This window comes from Burkholderia sp. 4M9327F10 (assembly GCF_005503145.1).
In the GTDB taxonomy this organism is placed as follows: domain Bacteria; phylum Pseudomonadota; class Gammaproteobacteria; order Burkholderiales; family Burkholderiaceae; genus Paraburkholderia.
Genome location: NZ_SCNV01000008.1, coordinates 94,002 through 117,424 on the forward strand (window position 1 = coordinate 94,002; position 23,423 = coordinate 117,424).

The 23,423-nt window shown below is 62.8% G+C and carries 21 protein-coding genes and 1 pseudogene; 16 read left to right on the top strand and 6 right to left on the bottom strand.

Annotation, left to right across the window (positions count from 1 at the left end; all coding sequences use genetic code 11):
• Positions 1-148: 148 nt before the first annotated feature.
• A complete protein-coding gene (locus FFS45_RS10995; protein WP_137954667.1) occupies positions 149-1,174 on the top strand; it encodes a bile acid:sodium symporter family protein in 1,026 nt (341 codons plus the stop codon).
• Between the two features lie 84 nt (positions 1,175-1,258).
• On the opposite strand, the gene FFS45_RS41690 is transcribed toward FFS45_RS10995, so the two are convergent.
• Complete coding sequence (locus FFS45_RS41690) at positions 1,259-1,525, bottom strand: hypothetical protein (RefSeq protein ID WP_171029623.1); 267 nt, start codon at positions 1,523-1,525, stop codon at positions 1,259-1,261.
• Here FFS45_RS41690 and FFS45_RS11000 point away from each other — a divergent pair.
• The 7 genes from FFS45_RS11000 (at position 1,492) to FFS45_RS11030 (ending at position 8,909) form a co-directional block, all read left to right on the top strand.
• Positions 1,492-3,339: a phosphodiesterase gene (locus FFS45_RS11000; RefSeq protein WP_137954668.1), complete on the top strand. Its 1,848-nt coding sequence runs from the start codon at positions 1,492-1,494 to the stop codon at positions 3,337-3,339. The genes FFS45_RS41690 and FFS45_RS11000 overlap by 34 nt on opposite strands.
• A gap of 386 nt (positions 3,340-3,725) precedes the next feature.
• The gene (locus FFS45_RS11005) at positions 3,726-4,712 is read left to right on the top strand and encodes a LacI family DNA-binding transcriptional regulator (RefSeq protein WP_137954669.1); all 987 of its coding nucleotides are present in this window, start codon (positions 3,726-3,728) and stop codon (positions 4,710-4,712) included.
• Positions 4,709-6,010: an AGE family epimerase/isomerase gene (locus FFS45_RS11010; RefSeq protein ID WP_249362750.1), complete on the top strand. Its 1,302-nt coding sequence runs from the start codon at positions 4,709-4,711 to the stop codon at positions 6,008-6,010. Before FFS45_RS11005 ends, FFS45_RS11010 begins: the two co-directional genes overlap by 4 nt.
• Before the next feature lie 5 nt (positions 6,011-6,015).
• Complete coding sequence (locus tag FFS45_RS11015; protein ID WP_137954670.1) at positions 6,016-6,927, top strand: carbohydrate kinase; 912 nt, start codon at positions 6,016-6,018, stop codon at positions 6,925-6,927.
• Between the two features lie 236 nt (positions 6,928-7,163).
• Entirely contained in the window at positions 7,164-7,385 is a 222-nt protein-coding gene (locus tag FFS45_RS11020) for a hypothetical protein (protein ID WP_137954671.1), read from the top strand.
• Between the two features lie 124 nt (positions 7,386-7,509).
• Entirely contained in the window at positions 7,510-7,755 is a 246-nt protein-coding gene (locus tag FFS45_RS11025) for a hypothetical protein (protein ID WP_137954672.1), read from the top strand.
• 125 nt (positions 7,756-7,880) lie between these two features.
• Positions 7,881-8,909, top strand: a complete 1,029-nt coding sequence (locus tag FFS45_RS11030; protein WP_137954673.1) for an ion channel — start codon at positions 7,881-7,883, stop codon at positions 8,907-8,909.
• Between the two features lie 109 nt (positions 8,910-9,018).
• Here FFS45_RS11030 and FFS45_RS11035 read toward each other — a convergent pair whose 3' ends face one another.
• On the bottom strand, positions 9,019-9,627 hold the full coding sequence (locus FFS45_RS11035; protein ID WP_137954674.1) for a glutathione S-transferase: 609 nt from the start codon (positions 9,625-9,627) through the stop codon (positions 9,019-9,021).
• Positions 9,628-9,986: 359 nt separating this feature from the next.
• Between FFS45_RS11035 and FFS45_RS11040 the strand changes: the two genes are divergently transcribed.
• From FFS45_RS11040 to FFS45_RS11050, 3 genes are read left to right on the top strand one after another with little or no spacing between them, the layout of a single operon-like run.
• On the top strand, positions 9,987-10,436 hold the full coding sequence (locus FFS45_RS11040; RefSeq protein ID WP_137954675.1) for a hypothetical protein: 450 nt from the start codon (positions 9,987-9,989) through the stop codon (positions 10,434-10,436).
• A gap of 1 nt (position 10,437) precedes the next feature.
• Positions 10,438-11,190: a hypothetical protein gene (locus FFS45_RS11045; protein WP_137954676.1), complete on the top strand. Its 753-nt coding sequence runs from the start codon at positions 10,438-10,440 to the stop codon at positions 11,188-11,190.
• An 11-nt stretch (positions 11,191-11,201) separates the two neighbouring features.
• Positions 11,202-11,582 carry a hypothetical protein gene (locus tag FFS45_RS11050; protein WP_137954677.1) on the top strand — a complete coding sequence of 127 codons (381 nt, stop codon included), beginning with the start codon at positions 11,202-11,204 and terminating at the stop codon, positions 11,580-11,582.
• A 127-nt stretch (positions 11,583-11,709) separates the two neighbouring features.
• On the opposite strand, the gene FFS45_RS11055 is transcribed toward FFS45_RS11050, so the two are convergent.
• Positions 11,710-12,159: a hypothetical protein gene (locus tag FFS45_RS11055; RefSeq protein WP_137954678.1), complete on the bottom strand. Its 450-nt coding sequence runs from the start codon at positions 12,157-12,159 to the stop codon at positions 11,710-11,712.
• Positions 12,160-12,279: 120 nt separating this feature from the next.
• Here FFS45_RS11055 and FFS45_RS42335 point away from each other — a divergent pair.
• Positions 12,280-12,420 (top strand): annotated as a pseudogene (locus FFS45_RS42335) (Inward rectifier potassium channel); the annotation flags it as partial.
• 118 nt (positions 12,421-12,538) lie between these two features.
• Here the strand turns inward: FFS45_RS42335 and FFS45_RS11065 are convergent.
• Entirely contained in the window at positions 12,539-13,660 is a 1,122-nt protein-coding gene (locus FFS45_RS11065; RefSeq protein ID WP_137954679.1) for a porin, read from the bottom strand.
• A gap of 444 nt (positions 13,661-14,104) precedes the next feature.
• On the opposite strand from FFS45_RS11065, the gene FFS45_RS11070 reads away from it, so the two are divergent.
• From FFS45_RS11070 to FFS45_RS11085, 4 genes are all read left to right on the top strand, one after another.
• On the top strand, positions 14,105-14,980 hold the full coding sequence (locus tag FFS45_RS11070) for an N-formylglutamate amidohydrolase (protein ID WP_249362759.1): 876 nt from the start codon (positions 14,105-14,107) through the stop codon (positions 14,978-14,980).
• Between the two features lie 25 nt (positions 14,981-15,005).
• On the top strand, positions 15,006-15,779 hold the full coding sequence (locus tag FFS45_RS11075; protein WP_137954680.1) for an IclR family transcriptional regulator: 774 nt from the start codon (positions 15,006-15,008) through the stop codon (positions 15,777-15,779).
• Positions 15,780-15,801: 22 nt separating this feature from the next.
• The gene (locus FFS45_RS11080; RefSeq protein WP_137954681.1) at positions 15,802-17,328 is read left to right on the top strand and encodes a YfcC family protein; all 1,527 of its coding nucleotides are present in this window, start codon (positions 15,802-15,804) and stop codon (positions 17,326-17,328) included.
• 260 nt (positions 17,329-17,588) lie between these two features.
• Positions 17,589-21,182, top strand: a complete 3,594-nt coding sequence (locus tag FFS45_RS11085; RefSeq protein WP_137954682.1) for an indolepyruvate ferredoxin oxidoreductase family protein — start codon at positions 17,589-17,591, stop codon at positions 21,180-21,182.
• Positions 21,183-21,219: 37 nt separating this feature from the next.
• Here FFS45_RS11085 and FFS45_RS11090 read toward each other — a convergent pair whose 3' ends face one another.
• Entirely contained in the window at positions 21,220-21,915 is a 696-nt protein-coding gene (locus tag FFS45_RS11090; RefSeq protein ID WP_137954683.1) for a copper homeostasis protein CutC, read from the bottom strand.
• A gap of 35 nt (positions 21,916-21,950) precedes the next feature.
• Complete coding sequence (locus tag FFS45_RS11095; protein ID WP_137954684.1) at positions 21,951-23,228, bottom strand: EAL domain-containing protein; 1,278 nt, start codon at positions 23,226-23,228, stop codon at positions 21,951-21,953.
• Positions 23,229-23,423 lie beyond the last annotated feature (195 nt).

Here is a 23,423-nt window from a genome sequence, read left to right on the forward strand (position 1 = left end):
TGCGCAAGACTCATCAATCAATTCCGCAAATGAATTTGATTTTTCAATCGTTTTCCTTTACTAATGGACCCTTCCCCTACAGCAAACGCTCCGTGCCAGTGCGCACGCGTCTCTGTATTTCCGCCTTGCCCGTATTGAGACTTCCGAAATGGCTCGCCCGAAACTGCTTCCCGATAACTTCACGTTGTGCCTCGTCGGCACGGTGATCCTCGCCAGCCTGCTGCCCGTGCATGGGCAGGCCGCTGTTGGCTTCAACTGGCTGACGAACTTCGCGGTAGGCCTGCTGTTCTTCCTGCACGGCGCCAAACTGTCACGCGAAGCGATCGTGGCGGGCGCGACGCACTGGCGCCTGCATGCGGTCGTCCTGCTGAGCACGTTTGCGCTGTTTCCGCTGCTCGGGCTCGCGCTCAAACCGCTGCTTTCGCCCCTTGTCACGCCTGCGCTCTATGCCGGCATCCTCTTCCTCTGTACGCTGCCATCGACGGTCCAGTCGTCCATCGCGTTCACTTCGATTGCCAAAGGCAATGTGCCTGCCGCGGTGTGCAGTGCGTCGGCTTCGAGCCTGCTCGGCATTTTCATTACGCCAGCGCTGGTCAGCCTGGTGGTCACCAATCAGGCGGCCGGCGGCTCCTCCGCCTGGCACACGGTGTGGAACATCGTGCTGCAACTGCTGGTGCCGTTCGTGGCCGGGCAACTGTTGCGGCCGGTGATCGGCAAATGGCTCGAGCGCAATCGCGGTGTGCTGAAATTCGTCGACCAGGGCTCGATCCTGCTGGTGGTGTACGGCGCCTTCAGCGAGGCGGTCAACGAAGGCCTGTGGCGCCATACTTCGCTTGGCGCCCTGGGCGGCCTGGTGCTCATCAATATCGTGTTGCTGGCGCTCGCTCTGGCCGTGACGATGTTCGCGAGCAAGCGGCTCGGCTTTAACCGCGCGGACCAGATCACCATCATCTTCTGCGGCTCGAAGAAAAGTCTCGCCGCCGGTGTGCCGATGGCGAAGGTCATCTTCGCCTCCCATGCGGTGGGCGCGGTGGTGTTGCCGCTGATGCTGTTTCACCAGGTCCAGTTGATGGTGTGCGCGGCGCTGGCGCAGCGCTGGGGAGCGCGCGACACCAGTGGCGAAAGCCACGCAGCAGCAGCCGATAACACCGCCGCTGCGGTGGCGCGCCGTTAAGGCGCCGTGCGAGTCGAACAAGAGATTCATAAAGCGCCCTCCCTGAGCCTGTCTGAGCAAAGCCGCCCTCGCGCGGCTTTTTCGTTATTTCACGCCGAAACGCGCGCGCCGTCGCCCTGTCCGGATGGCATAGGCCAAATACCCGCCCGCCGGATGACGGCTGCATGGCGGCTGCAACCCCGCCCCAACGAAGACAACGGCGTGACGCAAACGCAGGTCTTTACGCACCACGCCGGTGCAATCTGTCACCAAAACTTCACTTAATTTGTCCGCCGCCTTGCCGATAAACCTTCGGTCCACCGATTTGGCCCATTGCCATGCCACTCCTCTCGCCCCCTCGATCTGGCGCATCCAGCATCGAGGCTCTGATCGCCCGGCGTGATTTGTCCGCTGTGTTCCAGCCCATCGTGGAGTTCGACGACGGTGCGATTCTTGGCTACGAGGGGCTGATCCGCGGGCCGGCCGGCTCGTCGCTCGAAAGCCCGTTCGCGCTGTTTGCGCAGGCGAGCGCCGAGGGCTGCGTGCTCGAACTGGAGCGCGCCGCGGCGATCACGTGCATTGAAGCGTTCGCGCGGCTCGCCTGCGAGGGCAAGCTGTTCCTCAACTTCAGCGCGGGCGCGCTGCGCCAGCTCGCCGAGGCCCGCGACGACACGCTCGCGCTGCTGCGCCAGGCCGGTGTCGACCCCGAGCGCATCGTCATCGAGCTGACCGAGCAGAACGCGATTCCCGACATCGGCAACTTCCTGCCGGCGCTTGCGACCTTGCGTACCGCCGGCGCGCAATTCGCGCTCGACGACTACGGCACCGCGAATGCCAGCATGAATCTCTGGGTGCGCCTGCAGCCGGACGTGGTGAAGATCGACCGCTTCTTCATTCACGACATCGCAAGCGATCCGCTCAAGTTCGAAGCCGTGCGCGCAATGCAGCATTTCGCCAATGCGAGCGGCGCCAGGCTGGTGGCGGAAGGCATCGAGAACGAAGCGGACCTGATCGTGGTGCGCGACATGGGCATCGGCTGCGGGCAAGGCTATTTTTTCGGCCGGCCCAATGCAAAACCCGCTCGCGCGGTGACGGACGACGCCCGCCAGGCGATCCGCGCGGGCCACATCGCCGTGTTTCCGGAGGCGACCCGCTCGGTCAGTGCCTCGCCCTCGGGCGGCATGGCCTCGGCCAAGATGATGGTGCGTGCGCCGGCCCTGCAGCGCCATGCCACCAATAACGACGTGCTCGAACTGTTCAACCGCCTGCCCGATCTGCACGCGGTTGCCGTGGTCGAAAACGACGAACCGGTGGCGCTGATCAACCGGCGCGCCTTCATGGACCGTTACGCCTTGCCTTATCACCGCGAACTGTTCGGCAAGCGGCCTTGCCTGCTGTTTGCGAACGCCTCGCCTGTCATCATCGAAAAATCGATGACGGTCGAGCAGATGGCCAAGCTGCTCGCGAGCGACGACCAGCGCTACCTCGCCGACGGCTTCGTGATCACCGACAGCGGCAAATACACGGGTCTCGGCACGGGCGAGAACCTTGTGCGTGCAGTCACCGAGGTGCGCATCGAAGCGGCGCGCTACGCGAACCCGCTGACCTTCCTGCCCGGCAACATCCCGATCAGCTCGCACATCGCGCGGCTGCTCGGCAACGACGCCGCGTTTTACGCCTGCTACGTCGACCTGAACCATTTCAAGCCCTTCAACGACCAGTACGGCTACTGGCAAGGCGACGAAGTGCTCAAGTTCGCGGCGGCCGTGCTGGCCGACGCGTGCGACCCGACCCGCGACTTCCTTGGCCACGTGGGCGGCGACGACTTCCTGATCCTGTTCCAGAGCGACGACTGGCGCGAGCGCGTGATGCGCGCGATCCAGTTGTTCAACGAAGGGGCGCAACGCTTCTACGCACCGGAAGACCGGCTCGCCGGCGGCATCCACGGTGAGGACCGGCGCGGCAATCCGACCTTCTTCGGCTTCGTGACAATGGCGATCGGCTGCGTGCACGTCGAATCCCATGGCGGCCCGACGCTCTATAGCAGCGAGGAGATTGCCTCGGTGGCGGCCGTCGCGAAACGGCGCGCCAAGCATGAGGCAAGCGGCTTCGTGCTGATCGAAGCGGACGAGAGTACCGCGCTGCTGCGCGGGCAGATCGAAGCGCACCACGGCACGCTCGACTGAACCGGCAACCAAGGGTGGCCCGGTGAAGCGGACCAGCGGACCGGTGAAGCGCGTAGGCGATTAAGCGCCGAGGCGGTGAAGCGGCGCTTGCAAGCGCGTGGCTTGCGTCACGCGGCCGCCTGTTTCTCCGCTGACCAGCGGCTCAAGCTCTCCAGATAATATTTCGGAATCCTACCCATCACCCCTAAAAACTCACCTTCCCGAGCGTGTCGAGGAGCGTGTTTAGTTGTTTTTACTAAACACCGTAAAACTGTATTTTTCCCATATATCCGGGTATTTACGCATATTGATTTGCGCTAAACGGGGCATCTTTCCGACAGTTTTACTATACAATCCGGCAAAATCAACTTGCCCAGCGGCGCGTTAAACGACTGCCGCCCACTCCGATGGCCACAACCATCCGTGATGTCGCTCGCGCCGCCAGCGTCTCGATCGGCACCGTCTCCCGCGCGCTGAAGAATCAGCCAGGCCTGTCCGACGCCACCCGCCTGCGGGTCGTCGAGGCCGCGCGCCAGCTCGGCTACGACCCCGCGCAGTTGCGCCCGCGCATCCGCCGGCTTACCTTCCTGCTACATCGCCAGCACAACAATTTCGCCGCGAGCCCGTTCTTCTCGCACGTGCTGCACGGCGTCGAAGACGCCTGCCGCGAGCGCGGCATCGTGCCGTCGGTGCTGACCGCCGGGCCCACCGAGGACGTGATCCAGCAGATGCGCCTGCACGCCCCAGACGCGGTCGCGGTGGCCGGCTTCGTCGAGCCTGAAACGCTGACCACGCTGGTCGCCATGCAGCGCCCGCTGGTGCTGATCGACCTGTGGGCGCCGGGCCTGCGCTCCGTCAACCTCGACAACGCCGCTGGCGCGGCGCTGGCGATGCAGCATCTGTTCCAGCGCGGCTATAAGCGCATTGCCTTCATCGGCGGTTCGCTCGCGCATTTCAGCATCGCCCAGCGCGCGCTCGGCTACCGGCGCGCGTTCTTCGAAGCCGGCCTGCTGTTCGATCCCTCGCTTGAAGTCACCATCGACGCCGGGCTCGATCCCGACACCGGCGCCGCGCTTGCCATGCAACGCGTGCTCGATGCGCCCGGCCCGCACCCCGACGCCGTCTTTGCTTACAACGACGCCGCCGCGCTTGCCGCGCTGCGCGTCTGCCTCGCGCGCGGCTTGCGCGTTCCGCAGGACATCGCGGTGATCGGTTTCGACGATATCCCCGCCGCCGCTCACGCCACGCCGCCGCTTTCGACGATCGTCGTCGACAAGGAGGCGCTCGGCCGGCGCGGCGTCGAACTGCTGCTTGAAGAGTCGCCTGCCGAACTCGAAGTCCATTTGCCCGTTCATCTCATTGCTCGTGCCAGTACCTCGGTGAAAACGCCATGACACCCTCCGATTCGCTTCAATCCGACCATCGCGGCCACGGTGCCCCCACGCCGGCCGCAGAGTCCGGCGTGCCTGCCGTCGCCAGTTTTCGCGAGGCCGGGTTCCTCCGCTCGCATATCCAGGACACCTTGCGCTTCTACGCGCCGAACGTGTTCGACCCGAGCGGCGGCTTCTATCATTTCTTCCGCGACGACGGTTCGATCTATGACCGCACCACGCGCCATCTGGTCAGCAGTTGCCGCTACGTCTTCAACTACGCGATGGCGTATCGCGAGTTCGGCGACCCCAAGCACCTCGAATACGCGCGCCACGGCCTGAATTTCCTGCATGACGCGCACTGGGACGCCGAACTGAAAGGCTACGACTGGGAACTCGAATGGCGCGACGGCCGCAAGCACACGCTCGACGGCACCCGTCATTGCTACGGCCTCGCCTTCGTGCTGCTCGCCTATGCGCATGCCGCGATGGCCGGCATCGAGGAAGCGCGGCCGCTGATCGGCGCCACCTTCGAGCTGATGGAGCACCGCTTCTGGGACGCGGCCGCCGGCCTCTACGCCGACGAAGCGACGCCCGACTGGCGGGTGAGCTCGTATCGCGGCCAGAACGCCAACATGCACACCACCGAGGCGCTGCTCGCGGCCTATGAGGCGACCGGCCATCTCGTGTATCTGGACCGTGCGGAGCGGGTGGCGTCGAACATCACGCTGCGTCAGGCAAAACTCTCGCAGGGTCTGGTGTGGGAGCATTTCCACGCGGACTGGTCGGTGGACTGGCACTACAACGAGGAAGACAGCTCAAACATCTTCCGCCCGTGGGGCTTCCAGCCGGGTCACCAGACCGAGTGGGCAAAGCTGCTGCTGATCCTCGAGCGGCACCGTCCGCTGCCGTGGCTGCTGCCGCGCGCCATCGAACTGTTCGACGCCGCCATGACGCACGCCTGGGACGACGATCACGGCGGCCTCTACTACGGCTTCGGCCCGGACGGCACCGTTTGCGACCACGACAAGTATTTCTGGGTTCAGGCCGAGACTTTCGCGACCGCCGCGCTGCTCGGCAAGCGCACCGGCAACGAACGCTTCTGGGACTGGTACGACGAGATCTGGCGCTATAGCTGGGCGCATTTCGTCGATCATAAATACGGCGCGTGGTATCGCATCCTGACGTGCGACAACCGCAAGTACAGCGACGAGAAGAGCCCGGCCGGCAAGACCGACTATCACACGATGGGCGCGTGCTACGAAGTGCTCACGCATGCACTGCCGCACGCGCCATCCACGACGACTGAATCCGCACGGTGAGCATCATGAGCGCGAGCACTGAATTTCCCCTCTTCGTTTCGGCCGGCGACATCCTGACCGACCTCGTGCGCACCGGCGACTCGCAATGGCTGTCGCGCCCCGGCGGCGCCGGCTGGAACGTCGCCCGCGCGGTCGCGCGCCTCGGGCTGCGCACGGCTTGCGCCGGCTCGCTCGGCACCGACAACTTTTCCGACGAACTGTGGAACGCCAGCGTCGCCGCCGGCCTCGACATGCGCTTCATGCAGCGTGTGGAACGGCCACCGCTGCTGGCGATCGTGCACCAGACGCATCCGCCCGCGTACTTCTTCATGGGCGAGAACGGCGCGGACCTCGCTTTCGATCCATCGCGCCTGCCGCAAGGCTGGATGAACCAGGTGAAGTGGGCGCACTTCGGCTGCATCAGCCTCGTGCGCCAGCCGCTTGGCGATACGCTCGCCACGCTGGCCGCGCAGTTGCGCGAACGCGGCGTGAAGATCAGCTTCGACCCGAATTACCGCAACCTGATGGCGCACGGCTACATGCCGACACTGCGCAAGATGGCCGCGCTCGCCGACCTCATCAAGGTGTCCGACGAGGACCTCGGGCTGCTGTTCAAGACCAGCGAAGCCGAAGCGCTCGCCGAACTGCGCGCCATGAATCCGCTGGCCACCGTGCTCGTCACGCGCGGCCCGGAAAAGGCCACGCTGATCGAAGGCGACACGATCATCGAGGCGCAACCGCCGCGCGTTGAAGTGGCCGATACGGTGGGAGCGGGCGACGCGTCGATCGGCGGCCTGCTGTTCAGCCTGATGGCGGCGCCGCAGCGCACGTGGCACGAACATCTCGCCTTTGCGCTGGCAGCCGGCGCGGCGGCCTGCCGCCATGCGGGCGCGCACTCGCCGTCGCTCGATGAAGTGGTCGCACTGCTGGAGAACTGAGCTAGAGAAGTGAGTTGAAGAACCAAGCTGGGAAACCAGGCTGAAAAGCCAAGCTGAAAAGCCAGGCTGCAAAACCAGGCGTCGCACGCCGGCGTTCGAGGCGCAGATTCGAGCCGCAAATTCGAGCCGCAAATTCGAGGCGCAGATAAACCGAACGCCGGCCTGTCACGCAGATGACCGGAAAGTCACAAAACGGCGTGCTAGGATGGAATCTCCCCCTTTGCTGGAGAAGCATCATGGAGGACGTCACCTACACCAAGGGACTCTACACGGCCACCGCCACGGTGCGCCCTGTAGACGCAGGAGCGTACCGCGGCGTGGTCACGCTTGCCCGCGACGAAGGCGGCGAGCTGGAAAACACGGTCTACGAAGTCGAGGCCACCTCGAGCACCGAGGAAGAAGCCCTCGAAGAAGCCAAAGCACTGGCGCACCGCATCCTCGGCGAAATCGAATTCTAGGCAGGCCCGGGGCCCCGCGCGCCCGTGCGTTCGACAGCGGGTTTGCGGTTGACTGTGCAGGTGGTCCCGCAGCTGATTTTTTACCGCGCGGTGTCTTTCTGGAAACAAACGGCTGGAGGCGAAAATGGCCGAACCGCTCTTCCTCTATGGCGTGTACGCGATCCACGTGCGTCCGCTCGAACTGCAAGGGGCGCGCTGGGACGCGGAATACGAAATCCGCCATCGCGACCACGCCGTCAAGGTGTGGACCACAGTCGGCGGCGACGCCGGTTACACGAGCGAAACCGAAGCGGTCGAGGCGGCCCACCAGCAAGCTATCGCCGATATCGAGCACGGCGCAGGAATTCCGAAACCGCGCACATTTCCTTGATGGCGTGAATTCGCGTGAGGCGAATTCGGCGAGCCTGGCGGCACATTGTCAAGCGGCAGAAAATCTGCAAAAGCGCTGCGTGCGGCGTGCTACGCTTTGCGCGTTTTCACGCTGAAGAACACGCAATGGCCACCGATACTTCAGACCGCACAAAGCACACTACGGCGGCCCCCGGCGCCGGGACGGGCAGCGGCGCCGCCTCCGCGAACGCCACTGCCGCCACACGCAAAAGCCTGCCGCGCGGCAGCCGCGAGCTGCGCCTCAACTCCCGGGTGATCGTTGCGCACGGCATGCCGGTGCGGTTCTGGCAGGACATGTACCACCGCGCCTTGACGGTCACGTGGCCGGTGTTCTTCGTCTCGCTGGCGCTGATGTTCCTGCTGCTCAATGCAGCGTTCGCCACGCTCTATTCGCTCGGCACGGCGCCGATCGCAAACCAGTTTCCGCCGGGCTTCGGCGGCGCGTTTTTCTTCAGCGTCGAAACACTCGCCACTGTCGGCTATGGCGACATGCATCCGCAGACGGTCTACGCCCACTGGATCGCCACGCTCGAAATCTTCGTCGGCATGTCGAGCATTGCGTTGGCGACCGGCCTGATCTTCGCCCGCTTCTCGCGGCCGCGCGCCAAGATCATGTTTTCCCGCTATGCGGTTGTCCGCCCGATCGACGGCCACATGACGCTGATGGCGCGCGCCGCCAACGGCCGCCAGAATGTGATCGCCGAGGCACGCGGCAAACTGCGCATGATGCGCCTCGAGACCTCGGTCGAAGGCTACACGCTGCGCAAGCTCTACGACCTGACGCTGGTTCGCGAGCAACATCCCGCGTTTCTGTTTGGCTGGACCCTGATGCACATCATCGACGAGACCAGCCCGCTATTCGGCGAAACCGCCGAGTCGATGAAAGCGCGTGACGCGTCCTTGCTGATTACGATCGAAGGAGCCGACGAACAGACCTCGCAGACCATGCAGGCGCGTTACACGTGGGAGGCAGACGATATCCGCTGGCAATACAAGTACGTCGACCTGCTGCGCGAGGTAGACGGCGTGAGCCACGTCGACTACGCTCATTTCCACGAAGTCGAGCCGCTGGAACCGATGGCGCCGCCCGCATCGCCAACCACGATCGACCCGCGGGCTGTGCCGGGCGCTTAAGGCAACTTATCGCAACTTGAAGCGGCCGGGGCAACTGAAGTAACTGAAGCAACCAGGCCACCAGAAGCAACCGGGCCACCGGCCGCGGCCCACACTCGAACCAGAGCGCCTACTTCAGCGCCGCCAGTTCGCGCTGCTCCACCGCCACCGCCCGAACATGAGCGTCGCGCGTCACGGCACGCTCGACATAGTTGCCAATCCGGCCCTTCGGCTCCAGCAGCTTCGCCATGAAGGCAATCTGCAGCGTGCTGGCCAGCAACAGGTCCGCCGCGCTAAAGCGCTCGCCCAGCAGCCACTCCCCTTCCTCCAGCGCCGCGTCGACCGCGTGCTTCACGCGCTCGAAATCGCCCCAGCCAAAGCTGAAGGTATTGCCCGGCGAGCCGACGATCTTTTCGGCCATCGCCGGTTCGAGACAGCCCGGCGTGAAAAACAGCCACTGCAGAAAGCGTCCGCGCAACGGGTCGTCGAGCGTAGCGCCAAGCTGCGCGGCAGGGAACCTGTCCGCCAGATAGAGCAGCACCGCACCCGATTCGGCCACGTGCACGCCATGGTCGTCGAGCGCGGGCAGTTTCGTCATGGGGTTGATGCTGCGAAAGCGCTGCTCGCCTTGCTCACCCGCGCGGATGTTGACCCGCACCAGCTCATACGGCACGCCGATTTCTTCCAGCATCCAGAGCGCGCGAAACGCTCTCGTCTTCGGCCAGTAATAGAGTTTCATGGGGCGCTCGCGGGGCAACGGAGAAGCGCCTAGCGTAACCCAGGCGCTCTGCCAACAAGCACGTTTATCCATGAAAATTTTTGCCGCACGCCCTGACTGATGCGCCGCACATGCAATGTCCGCAGGCCTAGAACTTGTGACGAACGCCCACCACGCTGACCTCCTGAGTGCGCGTGCTCGACGCGTTGCTGATCCCTTCGATGTCCGCCACCGCATTCGAGGACGCGCGCTCTGCGTCGCGCGTGAGGGATTGTTTTAGGACTCGTCCGATGTCACGCGTGCCAACGACAGCGATAGCTTTGTGTCTGTAGTGAGGGCTACATTTACAATCGGCGCAAGCCACTTGGCGAACAAGAACGATGATTAACAGACGCTTTTTTCTGCGCGCAAGCGCACTCTCTCTGGCCGGAATTTCCACTGACGCCGTAAAGGCAGCACCCATTAATCCGCGGCGGGAATCGGCATTGGGGCGAGGATACGTGCTATCTAACGGTGCAACAGCACTGAAACGCGAAGATGGAGCCTGGATATTCTGGGTTCGAATCGTCAACTTCAACGATCCGAAAAGCGATATTCACGCCACTTTACAGATCGCAACTGACAGGGGCTTTTCACAGATTATCGATCATATTCCACTTATTCTTTCTCAATCGAAATCCTTTATTGCACAGCCCGCCTATAAACCAAAAATTACAAATGCGCAGCTTTATTATCGATACGTGATCGACGGCGATCCGTCAACAGCACCTTCCGTAAGCTCGGCGGTGAACTCGATTGCCCCGTGGAATACTGAGTCAAAGGCTGAATAACATGGCAAAAGCGGAATTGGTGTTGCACTGGATCGATTCAGGATCGAATTCGATGGCCAGCTATCAAGCTCTGATGGGTGTGAAAGACAACCCTACAGACCCTCTGTCCATTCTCAATACCAGCGCTACTCTCGTGGCTACAGTGTCGAATATATCGCAAATGCTCCAGCCAATCCGTATCGTCACTAACGGTATGGTGGCTACTTCGGCACTAACCAAGATTGTAGTTGACTGGCAGGATCCGAACAAAAAAGTACAGCCAGGTGATGTTTTGACGTTGATAAGTGCAAGTGGAACCATCGTTGTTACGTTGCTTTTCTGGGCTGAAGCTGGTCCTGAAGCAGCGGCAGCAGTCAGCGCAATCGCCTTATCTGCAGATTTGCAATCGTCATTTCAGCCATATTTTAGCAGTGCGAAAATATGGCTAGGAAATCTGCTTGGAAATGTCATGCAAATTTCCAACCCGGCGTCTACTGCGAGTTCGTCACTCTATTGGGGAGCTACGGTGAATGGAAGTGGGTGGAATCTCTTCAGCTATGATGAACTTATGGCAGCAAATGGGCTTTTTGTTTGTATGAGCGACGAAGATGCAGTGGGAGGGATTCTGAGAATCAAGGGAAATCCGGTACCAGGCAGCATTACACCCATTAATGAATCTCAGTATCGGGCAGACTACTGCAAATATCAATATGATCAAATGGGTGGTTCAGATTGGGTTAGCTGGTCAACTAGTTGTCCAGCGATGTACAAATAACAGGGAAGGGAATGCCATATTCCATACGGATTTCGCTATTCGGCTTTGCTCTGGCTTTTGCGTTTGAAAGCGTGGTGGAAGTCGCTCTGCTCCAGCTTCACATATTGCCGCTGGAAGGTTATTTGGCAATGGTGGTGAGTTTGGCAGCTAACCCGCTGGCACTGGGGTTGGCGCTAAATCGGAAGAAGGCCGGTTATGGCCTGCTCAAGTGGATCGCGACGCTAAGTCTTGTATGGCCTGTAGCCGGGCGGCCATATTTGCACGCGCTGGGAGTATGGCCCATTGTGTTAATAACGCTTTGCGTGTGGTGTCGTGTTGGCGGCGCCGTGATGATGCGGCGCAAAACATCAAGAACCTGGATTGACACAGCTACAACCGAGGGCATTCTTTAGCACGCTCAGCTCGATTGAGCAGGTGTTTGATGAGCCATGCGCCCGCGTATGCGGGCGCCTTTCTACAAGAACGAAGCAAGCTACGCCCTGAGCGTCGCCTCTCTCATGCGGCGCGTCTTCTGCGAATTCAGGGGCGCAAAAGTCTGTAAACCCTCACGGACTTGATCCAGGATAGTAGCGACCAAACATTGATCCCTACGACCGCGAGCAGCAAGACAGCCCTGAAGCCCGTGCCTGTATTTGCGCTTACTGCCTTGAAGAAAAACATAATTCCAATCAGGACCGTGAACAGCCAGACGGCGAACGGTTGAAGGGGCGGCTCAACACCGCAAATCTGGCCGCTTGAGTGATTAAACCAGGCTATGAGCGTTTGCCAATTCTCAGGATCGCGAAGCACCGCAGTTACGACCATGCCATTTTCAAGACGGGGTTCGCCACGGAGTGACACAGCGTATTGACGCTTTCCCGACACCGTGGCATTGAAGGTTAGGCTTTGCGTTTGTATGCCATATTTGTCTTTCACGGCCGTTATGCCATTGATGTTTTCAAGCGTGACGGTAATAGCGTGATAAGTCATAGCTGATCGTGCATCGGGGAAAAGCGAAAACTGGGTAAGGCATTGAATATAACCCGTGCACCATCCCGAATTTCCTTTCTCTCGTCCGGCACAGGTAGATTGATGTCGGTAACGACCGACATGGTGCGTCCTGAGACTTCGGTCGAAGGCTACACGCTGCATAAGCTCTACGACCTGACGCTAGTTCGCGAGCAGCATCCCGCGTTTCTGTTTGGCTGGACCCTGATATACATCATCGACGAAACCCGCCCGCTATTCGGCTCCGGCAGCGTTGTCATGAAGGCGGTCTGCAGCGTGCTTGCCAACAGCAGGTCCGCTATGCTAAAAATTTTGCGCGGCGCGCCCTGCCCGATGCGCCGCACATGCAATGCCCGCAGACCTAGAACTTGTGGCGAACACCCACCACGCCGACCACCTGGGTGCGCGTGCTCGACGCGTTGCTGATCCCTTCGATGTCCGCCACCGCATTCGAGGACGCGCGCTGGTAAATCGCGTTCACATACAGATCGGTACGCTTGGACAGGAAGTACTGGAAGCCCGTGCTGGTCTGCAGGTAGTGCACGCTCGGATTCGCGCTCTGCGTCGCATGAACCTGGGTGTAGGTCTCGCCGATGGCGAAGAACAGCTCCGGGGTGAAGCGGTAGCGGAAGCTGCCTTCGTAGTTGTTGAAGCGTTCCGACGCGCCACTTTGCAGATTGAACAGCGAGGTCGTGTAGAGCAGACCGAAAGTGGCGTTCGCGTAGTCGTAGGTGCCGCCCGCGCCCCAGATCTGCTGTTTCGTGATGCCTTTCAGGAAGGTGTAGTAGTTGTCGGACGGAATGGCGCCGGTGGTGTCGAGCGCCGGGTTGTCGAGCACCACATAGGCCACGCCCAGATGCAGCGGACCCGCGCCATAGGTGCCGCCCAGGCTCCAGCTACGGTTCTGCGCGAAATTGGTCTCGTTGGAGAAGCCGTACATCGCGTTGCCCTGGAAGCCTGCCAGGGTCGGCGTCACGTACTTTACCGAGTTGTCGGTGCGAAACGTGTTGTTCAGGTCATCGGTGTCGAACGGATGCAGCGCATATTGCGTGAGCGAGATGCTCGCGCCGATCTGCAGCGGCGCCAGCGAATCCTGCGCGGCGTTGTACTGGCGGCCCATCGTGAAGGTGCCCCAACGGTCGTTCGACAAGCCCACCCACGCCTGACGCCCGAAGATCCGGCCGTTCTGGCTGGCCGTGCCGGTTTCGATGTTGAAACCGTTTTCCAGCTTGAACACCGCACTCGTGCCACCGCCCAGGTCTTCCTTGCCCAACAGTCCCCAGCGCGTGCCCTGCTCGTTGCCGCCGGTCGCCTGCCAGGTCGAGCTGCCCTTCTGGTTGCTCGTATAGGTGATGCCGGAATCGACAATGCCGTACAACGTCACGCTCGACTGCGCCACGGCGTGACCGCACAGCGCCGCGCCCATCCCCGCACCCACCAGTGCGTTCACCACGCGCTGCTTCACCAAACCTTTGCTGTCCATCTTCGTTGTCCTTGTTGTGTCGTGTTTGAGTTGCACACCGGCATCCCCGCGAAACCTCGTCTATCGACGCCGAATCACGCTGTTTTATTTGATAAAACAACGTATTGTTTATTATTCTGATCGCAGAAATTGAGCGTCAAGCGGTCGGCAAATTTCTGGTTAGCACCCATTGACAGGAATTTCGGAAGACTCAGGTTTTATCTGGCAATACGCGGCAAATCCTTGCCCAGTAAGGCGCCTGTAGCAGGAGGCCCATGTGGTGCGGGTTGCAGCGAGTGACTTGACCGGCGTTATCGTTCAGCGTTAAATATTGATACGCTGTTTTATTAAATAAAACACACGAGACACCTAGCCCAGTAGGGCAGCGCTTTAAAGCCGTTTTGCAACGCGTCGCCCACCTGAAAGGAATCTGTTTTGACGTTCGAGAACAACACTCCCACTCCTTTGGCGAAGCACGCGAACCGCCAGGATGCGCCGTTCTTCGTGACCGAGCCCACGGTTGCGCGGCTGCCGATCGTGTTCGATTCGCCGCACAGCGGCATGACCATGCCGGCCGACTTCGACACCATCGCCTCGCGCGGGGCGCTCCATACCTCGTGGGACGCGTTCGTCGATGAGTTGTGGGCGAGCGTGCCGGAGCACGGCGGCGTGCTGATCGGTGCACACTTCCCACGCGCCTATATCGACGCGAACCGCGCCGTCACCGACATCGACGCGCAGTTACTGGCCGAACCCTGGCCCACGCCGCTCGCACCGCAGCAGTACACGCTGCGCGGCATGGGTCTGATCCGCCGCGACGCGTTGCCGGGCCAGCCGATGTACGGGCGCAAGCTGTCGCTTGCCGAAGTGCGGCATCGCATTGACGCGTATTACCTGCCGTATCGCGCGGCGTTGCAGGCCGCCGCCGAACGCGCCGTCGCGCAGCATGGCGCGCTGTGGCACGTCGACTGTCATTCGATGAAATCGCGCGGCAACGAGATGAACGTCGATGCGGGCGAAGCACGTCCGGATTTCGTCATCAGCGACCGGCTCGGCAGCACCGCCGATCCGGCCTTCACGCAATGGGTCGCGCAATACTTCACCGCTGCCGGCTACACCGTGCAGGTCAACGAACCGTATCAGGGCGGCGATCTGCTGACCGCCGTCAGCGATCCGGCGCAGCGCCGCCACAGCATCCAGATCGAACTGAACCGCGGCCTCTACATGGACGAGAGCAGCTTCGCGAAGCATGCGGGCTTCACCGCGCTGAAAAACAACCTCGACGGCTTCGTCGCTGCGCTCGCCGACTACGTGCGCGGCCAGCTCGCGACGTCCGCCTGACATCCCTCCATTGAAGGAGCAAGCCGTGAACTACATCGTCGACTCCGTGGACAGCGCACTGAAGATGCTGAGCCACGTCGCCGAACATCCAGGCCTTGGGGTCACCGAACTGGCGAGCCAGCTCGGTATCAACAAATCGCGCGCCTACCGCATGCTGTGCACGCTCGAACTGCACCGCTTCGTCGTGCAGGACACCCGTTCGTCGACCTACGCGCTCGGCCCGCAGGCGTTCGTGATCGGCGTGGCCGCTGCGCAGCAGAACACGCTGGTGCGCTCGGCGCAAAAGCACATGCTCGCGCTCAACCAGGCGATCAACGAAAACGTCGTGCTGCGCGTGCGCGAAGGACTGGAAACGGTCTGCGTGGCGCGTTGCGAGACCACCCACGAGATGCGCACGATCGGCGCGGTCGGCAATCGCCGCCCGCTCAATTCGGGCGCCTCGGGCAAGGTGCTGCTCGCGTTCGCACCGGATGCCGTGAAAACCGAATACTTCGCTCGCCTGAAGAAACTGCCGCAGCCGCCCGACCTGATGAAGCTGATCGAAGAACTCGATTCGGTCGCGCGCAAGGGTTATGCGGTGAGCGTCGGCGAAGTGACGGCCGGCGCGGTGGCGATCTCGGTGCCGGTGCGCGATATGACCGGCAATACGGTTGCCGCGGTAAGCGTCTCGGGTCCGGAGATGCGCATCAGCCGGGTCGAGATTCCCGATTATCTGGAGCGCTTGCAGGCGTGCAGCCGCACGATCTCCGCCGAACTCGGCTATGCCGCGCCGCAATCCAGCACCGCTCAACCGGCCTGACAAGCCTCCCAGGAAGCCGCCCATGACCACCCTCGCCTCATCTGCCGCCACGGCCGCGCACGCCTCCGCCGCCAGCGGGCTCCACTCCGACCCGGGCAGCCAGGAAGGCGACGCAGGAGGCACAGGCAATAGCCACGGCGGCCACGACGAAAAGAAACCGCACGGCAAGATGCTGCATCCGGTGGTCATGATGATCTGGGTTGTGCTGGCCGCGGTGGCAATGACGTACCTCATCGACGCAGGCCAGTTCGAGCGGCAGGACAAGCTGGTCGTGCCAGGCACCTACCATGTGGTGCCGAAAGCGCAGAGCGTCGCCACGCTGTTCGCCCCGGCCGTCAGCAAAAGCACGCCGCAGCAAGCCGCGCCGGCGAGCCTCGTATCGGCGTTTGTGGCCGTGCCGAACGGCCTCATCAAGAACGCGCCGCTGATCTTCATGGTGATGTTCGTGGGCGGGATGTTCGGCGTGATGCGCAAGACCGGCGTGGTCGACGCCGGCATCGACCGCTTGCTGCAACTCACCGCCGGAAACGTGTACGTGCTCGCGCCGCTGTTGATGGTGCTGATCGGGCTTGGCAGCACGCTGCTCGGCTTCATCTCCGAATACCTCGTGATCATTCCGATGGTGATGGTGCTCGCTCGCCGGCTCGGGCTATCGAACCTGTTCGCGGTCGGTCTCGTGGCGATTGCGGCGAAGGTTGGGTATATCGCTTCGGTGACCAATCCGTTGTCGCTGGCGGTCGCGCAGCCTATCGTCGGCGTGCCGCTGTTTAGCGGCATTGCCATGCGGATCGGCGTGTTCGTCGTGTTCCTGACGCTCGGCATCGTCTATCTGCTGGTTCACGTGCGCCGCGGCGGCTACCGGCGCGCAGCGGCGCAAGCCAGTCTGCAGGAGCATCCGCAGGCGAAGCTGTCGGGCCGTCACAAGGCAACGCTGGTGGTGCTGGCGATTGCCGCCGCCATGCTGGTGATCGGCACGCGCGAACTGCGCTGGGGCAATGTCGAACTGTCGGCGTTTTACGTGTTCATCAGCATCGTCACCGCGGCCGTGGGCCGGCTCGATTCGCGCAGCGCCGCCGACGCGTTCGTCGACGGCATGAAGGGCATGATCCTCGCCGGCCTGCTGATCGGCCTCGCCGCTTCGGTCGAACTGATCCTGCAGAACAGCCTGGTGCTCGATACGCTGATCGATCGTTTCACGCGGCTGGCGCGCGGCCAGTCGGCAGTGTGGGTCGCCAACGGCCTGATGGCGGTGCAGATGGTGCTCGACGTGTTCATTCCATCCGTGTCGGGCAAGGCCGCGGTCAGCATGCCGATCATCGGACCGATCGCGCAACTCTCGGGCGTCAGCGGCCAGACCTCGGTGCTGGCGTTCGTGCTCGGCGGCGGCCTGACCAACATGGTCACACCTACCTCCGGCATGTTGCTCGCGTACCTGGCCACGGCGCGCGTCGGTTTCGGCCAGTGGCTCCGGTTCATCCTGCCGCTGTTCGTGGTGTTGCTGCTGCTCTCGGGTTGCGCGTTGGCGCTCGCTGTGTGGACGGGGTACTGATAAGCGCTGTAGAGCCGGCGCGGCGCTTCCGCGCCGGGCCTCCCAGAAGCGTACAAGGGTAATCCCGTACCCGTCCAACGACCGGCAGATCTATCTCAAAAGGCTGCGAATTCGCAAAACACTTCGCGCCTGAGCGCGCGCAAACCCCGAAACTAGCAAAACTTTTCTCTAATCGGCGCTAAAAAATAGAGTCTCTTTCGACGCGAAGCTTTTGTGGTCCCCATCCACTTCGCGCGAACGCATAAAAACGGAGACTCACCATGACCGCTCGCTTGCCCGTCGATGGCACGCCCGCTCTAGCCGATTACAAGCTGTCCGATAACCTCACCGCCACACGCGGCCGCATTTTCCTCACCGGCACCCAGGCGCTGGTACGTCTCGCGTTGATGCAACGCGCGCTCGACAAGGCGCGCGACATGAACACCGCCGGGTTTATCAGCGGCTATCGCGGCTCGCCGCTCGGCATGGTCGACCAGCAGTTGTGGAAGGCGAAGAAACTGCTCACAGCAAGCGACATCCGTTTCCTGCCCGCCATCAACGAGGAACTGGGCGGCACCGCCGTGCTCGGCACGCAGCGGGTCGAATCGGACCCGGAGCGCACCGTCGAAGGCGTGTTTGCAATGTGGTACGGCAAGGGTCCGGGCGTCGATCGCGCCGGCGACGCGCTCAAGCACGGCAACGCCTATGGCTCGTCGCCGCACGGCGGGGTGCTGGTGGTGGCGGGCGACGATCACGGCTGCGTGTCGTCGTCGATGCCGCATCAAAGCGACTTCGCGATGATGGCGTGGCATATGCCAGTGGTGAATCCGTCGAATGTGGCCGACATGCTGGAGTTCGGCCTGTACGGCTGGGCGCTGTCGCGCTTCTCGGGCGCGTGGGTCGGCTACAAGGCGATTTCGGAGACGGTCGAATCGGGCTCGACGGTGGATCTCGATGCGCTGCAGACACAATGGACCGTGCCGCAGGATTTCGCCGCCCCCGCCGGCGGTCTGCATAACCGCTGGCCCGATCTGCCGAGCCTCACCATCGAGGCGCGGCTCGACGCCAAGCTCAACGCCGTGCGCCATTTCGCGCGCAGCAACAGCATCGACAAATGGATCGCGCCAAGCCCGCATGCGAACGTGGGCATCGTGACGTGCGGCAAGGCGCATCTGGACCTGATGGAAGCGCTGCGCCGCCTCGACCTCACGGTCGCCGATCTCGAAGCGGCGGGCGTGCGCATCTACAAGGTCGGGCTATCGTTCCCACTGGAGATGACGCGCATCGACAGGTTCGTGGAAGGCCTCTCCGAAGTGCTGGTGATCGAGGAAAAAGGCCCGGTCATCGAGCAGCAGATCAAGGACTATCTGTACAACCGCCAGGCCGGCGCGCGCCCGGTGGTGATCGGCAAGCACGCGCAGGACGGAACGCTGTTGCTCTCCGCGCTCGGCGAGTTGCGTCCCTCGCGCATCCTGCCCGTGTTCGCCAACTGGATCGCGCGGCACAAGCCGGCGCTCGATCGCCGCGAACGCGTGGTCGATCTGGTTGCGCCGCAAATCCTCTCCAACGACGCCGATGCAGTCAAACGCACGCCGTACTTCTGCTCCGGCTGCCCGCACAACACCTCGACCAAAGTGCCTGAGGGTTCTATCGCACAGGCCGGCATCGGCTGTCACTTCATGGCCTCGTGGATGGAGCGCGATACGACCGGGCTCATCCAGATGGGCGGCGAAGGGGTCGACTGGGCCTCGCACTCCATGTTCACGAAGACGCGCCACGTATTCCAGAACCTCGGCGATGGCACGTACTTCCATTCGGGCATTCTGGCGATCCGCCAGGCGGTCGCGGCGAAAGCCACCATCACCTACAAGATTCTCTATAACGATGCGGTCGCCATGACCGGCGGCCAGCCGGTCGACGGCAGCATCTCGGTGCCGCAAATCGCGCGTCAGGTGGAGGCGGAAGGCGTGTCGCGCTTCGTCGTGGTGAGCGACGAACCGGAGAAATACGACGGCCATCACGACCTGTTCCCGAAGGGCACCACGTTTCACCACCGCAGCGAACTCGACACGGTGCAACGGCAACTCCGTGATACCGACGGCGTCACCGTGCTGATCTACGACCAGACCTGCGCGGCCGAAAAGCGCCGCCGCCGCAAGAAGGGCGAATTCCCCGATCCGGACAAGCGTCTGTTCATCAACGAAGAGGTCTGCGAAGGTTGCGGCGATTGCGGCGTGCAATCGAACTGCCTGTCGGTCGAACCGGTTGAAACCGCGCTGGGCCGCAAGCGCCGCATCGACCAGTCGTCGTGCAACAAGGACTTTTCGTGCGTGAACGGCTTTTGCCCGAGCTTCGTGACCATCGAGGGCGGCAAGCTCAAGAAGGCCGCGGGCGCGGCATTCGATGCGGCGGCGCTGGCCGCCGGCGTCGATGCATTGCCGGTGCCTGCCACCCAGCTCGACGCCGCGCCGTACGATATCCTGGTGACGGGTGTGGGCGGCACGGGCGTTGTAACGGTGGGCGCGCTGATCAGCATGGCTGCGCATCTGGAGGGCAAGAGCGCCTCGGTGCTCGACTTCATGGGCTTTGCGCAAAAGGGCGGCTCGGTGCTGTCGTTCGTGCGCTTTGCCGCCCGCGACGAATGGCTCAACCAGGTGCGCATCGATACGCAGCAGGCCGACGTGCTGCTCGCCTGCGACATGGTGGTGGGCGCGAGTTCCGATGCGCTGCAAACGGTGCGGCATGGCCGCACGCGCATTGTCGTGAATACGCATGCGATTCCGAACGCGACCTTCGTGCAGAACCCGGACGCGAACCTGCACGCCGACGCGCTGATCGACAAGATGCGTCATGCCGCGGGTGAAGAGCGCATGTCTTCCTGCGACGCGCAGGCACTGGCGACGCGTTTCCTTGGCGATACGATCGGCGCCAATATCCTGATGCTCGGCTTTGCATGGCAGCTTGGCCTCGTGCCGGTGTCGTTCAGCGCGATGATGCGCGCGATCGAACTGAACAACGTCGCGGTGCAGATGAACCAGTTGGCGTTCTCGGTGGGCCGTCTTGCCGCGGCCGATCCGGCGGCGCTCGAAGCGCTTTGGCAGGCTCGGCATGCTGTGCAACAAGCGGTGCGTGTCGATACGGTGGATGAGCTGATCGCGCATCGCGAAGGCCGCCTCGCGGTGTACGGCGGTGCGCCTTACGTGAAGCGCTATCGCGCGCTGGTGGATGCGGCGCGCCGCGCCGAAGCGACACTCGGCAGTGCTGCGCCGGACGAGCGCTTGACGCGCGCGGTGGCGACGACGTTCTATCGCTTGCTGGCCGTGAAGGATGAATACGAGGTGGCGCGCCTGCATACGGACACCGCGTTCCGCGCCTCGCTCGAAGCGCAATTCGAAGGCGTGGCGGGCAAGGACTACGGCGTGAAATTCAATCTCGCGCCGCCGACGCTGTCACGCCCGAAACACGGTTCGGCGCCGCTCAAGAAGACGTTCGGGCAGTGGCTATGGCCTGTGCTCGGCACGATGGCGAAATTCCGCGGACTGCGCGGCACGATGCTCGATCCGTTTGGCCGCACGCTGGAACGCCGGATGGAACGCGAACTGGCCGACGACTACGAAGTGACGATGCAAAAGGCCTTTGCAAAGCTCGATGCGGTTAACGCTGAAGATGTCATCAGGCTGGCGGACCTGCACGCTCGGGTGCGCGGTTATGGGCACGTGAAGCTGGCGAATCTCGCAGGTGTGAAGCGTAGCGAGCGTGAGCTGGCCACGCGTCTGAATATCGAAGCGGCGACTGGTGTAGCGGTCAGGCAAGCGCTCGAGGAAGTGAAGGGTGCGGGGACGTTGAAGGGGATTCCGGTGGTGGTGGCAAAGTAAGTGCGCGTTGGTGCGCGCGGCTTCGGGCGAGGTTCGATCAGAGCAACGCCCGCACCCGTGCCACCTTCTGCGGGTCCACCGGCGCAAGTCCATTCCCACCCACCCTGACACCTGAGCCGAAGTGCACTGCCGTGACCTGGGTTGCCTGAACAAACCCGGCCACCGCATCCACCGTCAACCCGGCACCGGCCAGGATCGTGCAATGCGAACCGGCCGCCTGCCGCAGCAGCGCGCGAATCGTCTCCTCAGCCTGCAACACGGATGGCTTGCCACCTGAGGTCAGCACATTCGTCACCGCCTCAAAACCCAGCAGCACGTCCAGCGCCGCGGGCAAATCGCGCGTCTCGTCGAACGCACGATGGAAGGTGATGGCGAGGCCATCCGCAGCATCGACTGCACGGGCCAAACCCTCGCGGTCGATTTCGCCCTCCGGCGTCAGCATGCCGATCACCACGCCATTCGCACCGGCCGCCGCGACCGCTCGCACGTCGCGCAGCATCACCTTGTGGTCATCCGCATCGAACACGAACGACCGGCTATGCGGGCGCACGATCACGTTCACCGGAATATCCACGGCCTCGACCACCGCTTCGATCAGCCCGAGACTGGGCGTCAAACCGCCCTCGCCCATCGCCGTGATCAACTCAAGCCGGTCAGCCCCCGCCTGCGCCGCGAGCCGCGCGTCGGCAAGCGTAGTGGCAATGACTTCCAGCAAAACGCGGGCGTGAGACATGGCGGCGGATCGGTGTCGTTAAAGCCGACATGATCTCAGAACTGCTCGTCATCCACCCAGTCGATATCGCCGCACAGCACGCAGGTCTGCTCGCCGACATGCGTCGCCACCGACAGCGTCACGCACGGCAGCGCTTCGTTAATCGACAGATACGGCCGCGTCACATGCACGCGCTCCGGCGCGTTGATCGCCGCCCGGAAGTACGGCCGGCGCAGCCAGTTCGCCCCTTGTGCATCGGCGAGTGGCAGAAAACGCGTCTCGTGCGCGGCGCGGTCGGCGCGCAGCACCACGTTGCGGCCCGCCTGGCGGCCCTTGGCATCGAGCAGGAAGCAACGCGCCGCATGATCGAGCGCGAGGAAATTCCAGCACACCTCGTCGAGCGGCTCGCCCGCCGCGAGCCGTTCCGCCGCCCGCTCGAACGCGCGGATATACGGCGCGAGCCGGCTCGCATTGCGCCGCTCGCGCTCCTCGGTCTGGTTGCGGTAGCGCTCCGTGACCTCGCCGATGCAGGTCACCGCCTGCACACTGTCAGCCGCGCCCGGGTTCGGCCGGCCGAAGAAAAAACCCTGCACGAAATCGGCGTCGCAGGCGAGCGCCATCTGCGCCTCATGTTCGGTTTCCACGCCTTCGATCAGCACCAGCTTGCCCGCTTCGTGCAGCAGCGCGACCAGTCCGGGCAGGATCGTCGCCATATCGGCGCGATGCGCGGCATGCGAGAGCATGATGCGGTCGAGCTTGACGATGTCCGGGTTCAGTTGCCAGATCCGCTCGATGTTCGAATGTCCCGCGCCGAAATCGTCGAGCGCGATCAGGAAGCCGAGTTCGCGGAACTTGCGCACGGCTTCCGCAAGACGTTCGAGGTCTTCGGCGCGTTGTTCCAGCACTTCGAGCACGATGCGCCGTGGCGACAGATCGAGCCGCCGCAGATTCGCCAGCAACGCGGCGGCGTGGTACGGATCGGTCAGGGCACCCGGGTGAACGTTCAGAAACAGCCACTCCTTCTCGGCGCCAAGCACCTTGAAGTTCTCCAGGTGCAGCGCCTGGGCGAGCCGGTCCATCTGCAGCACATCACCGAGCCGCGCGGCCTGGCCGAATACGTCGAGCGGCGACACGGGCCGGTCGAGCGCGTCGTGGGCGCGCAGCAGTCCCTCGTAACCGACCGCACGCATATGCGACAAGCTGAAGATCGGCTGAAACACGCTCGTCAGCTCCAGATCCCCATGCCGCACCGAGTACCGTTCGAGCCCCGAAGTCACACTCACCTCAAAGCCATGCGGCGCGGCGGCCGTTCTTTCCTGTTGCGCAATCGTCATGCATTCCTCTCACGCGAGAGCCGGGCCGGTCCGAACGCGGGGGCGAACAACCTCGGCGCCGATTCTCAAAATGTGCGTCATCGACACTGCTTAAGCAAGCTCCGTGCGCACGCTGCCGCACCTTCGAGCAAACTTTGTATGCGTAGCGGCGCTGGTTGCCGTTGCGGTCGGCGCCTCTGCGCGCACCACGCACCA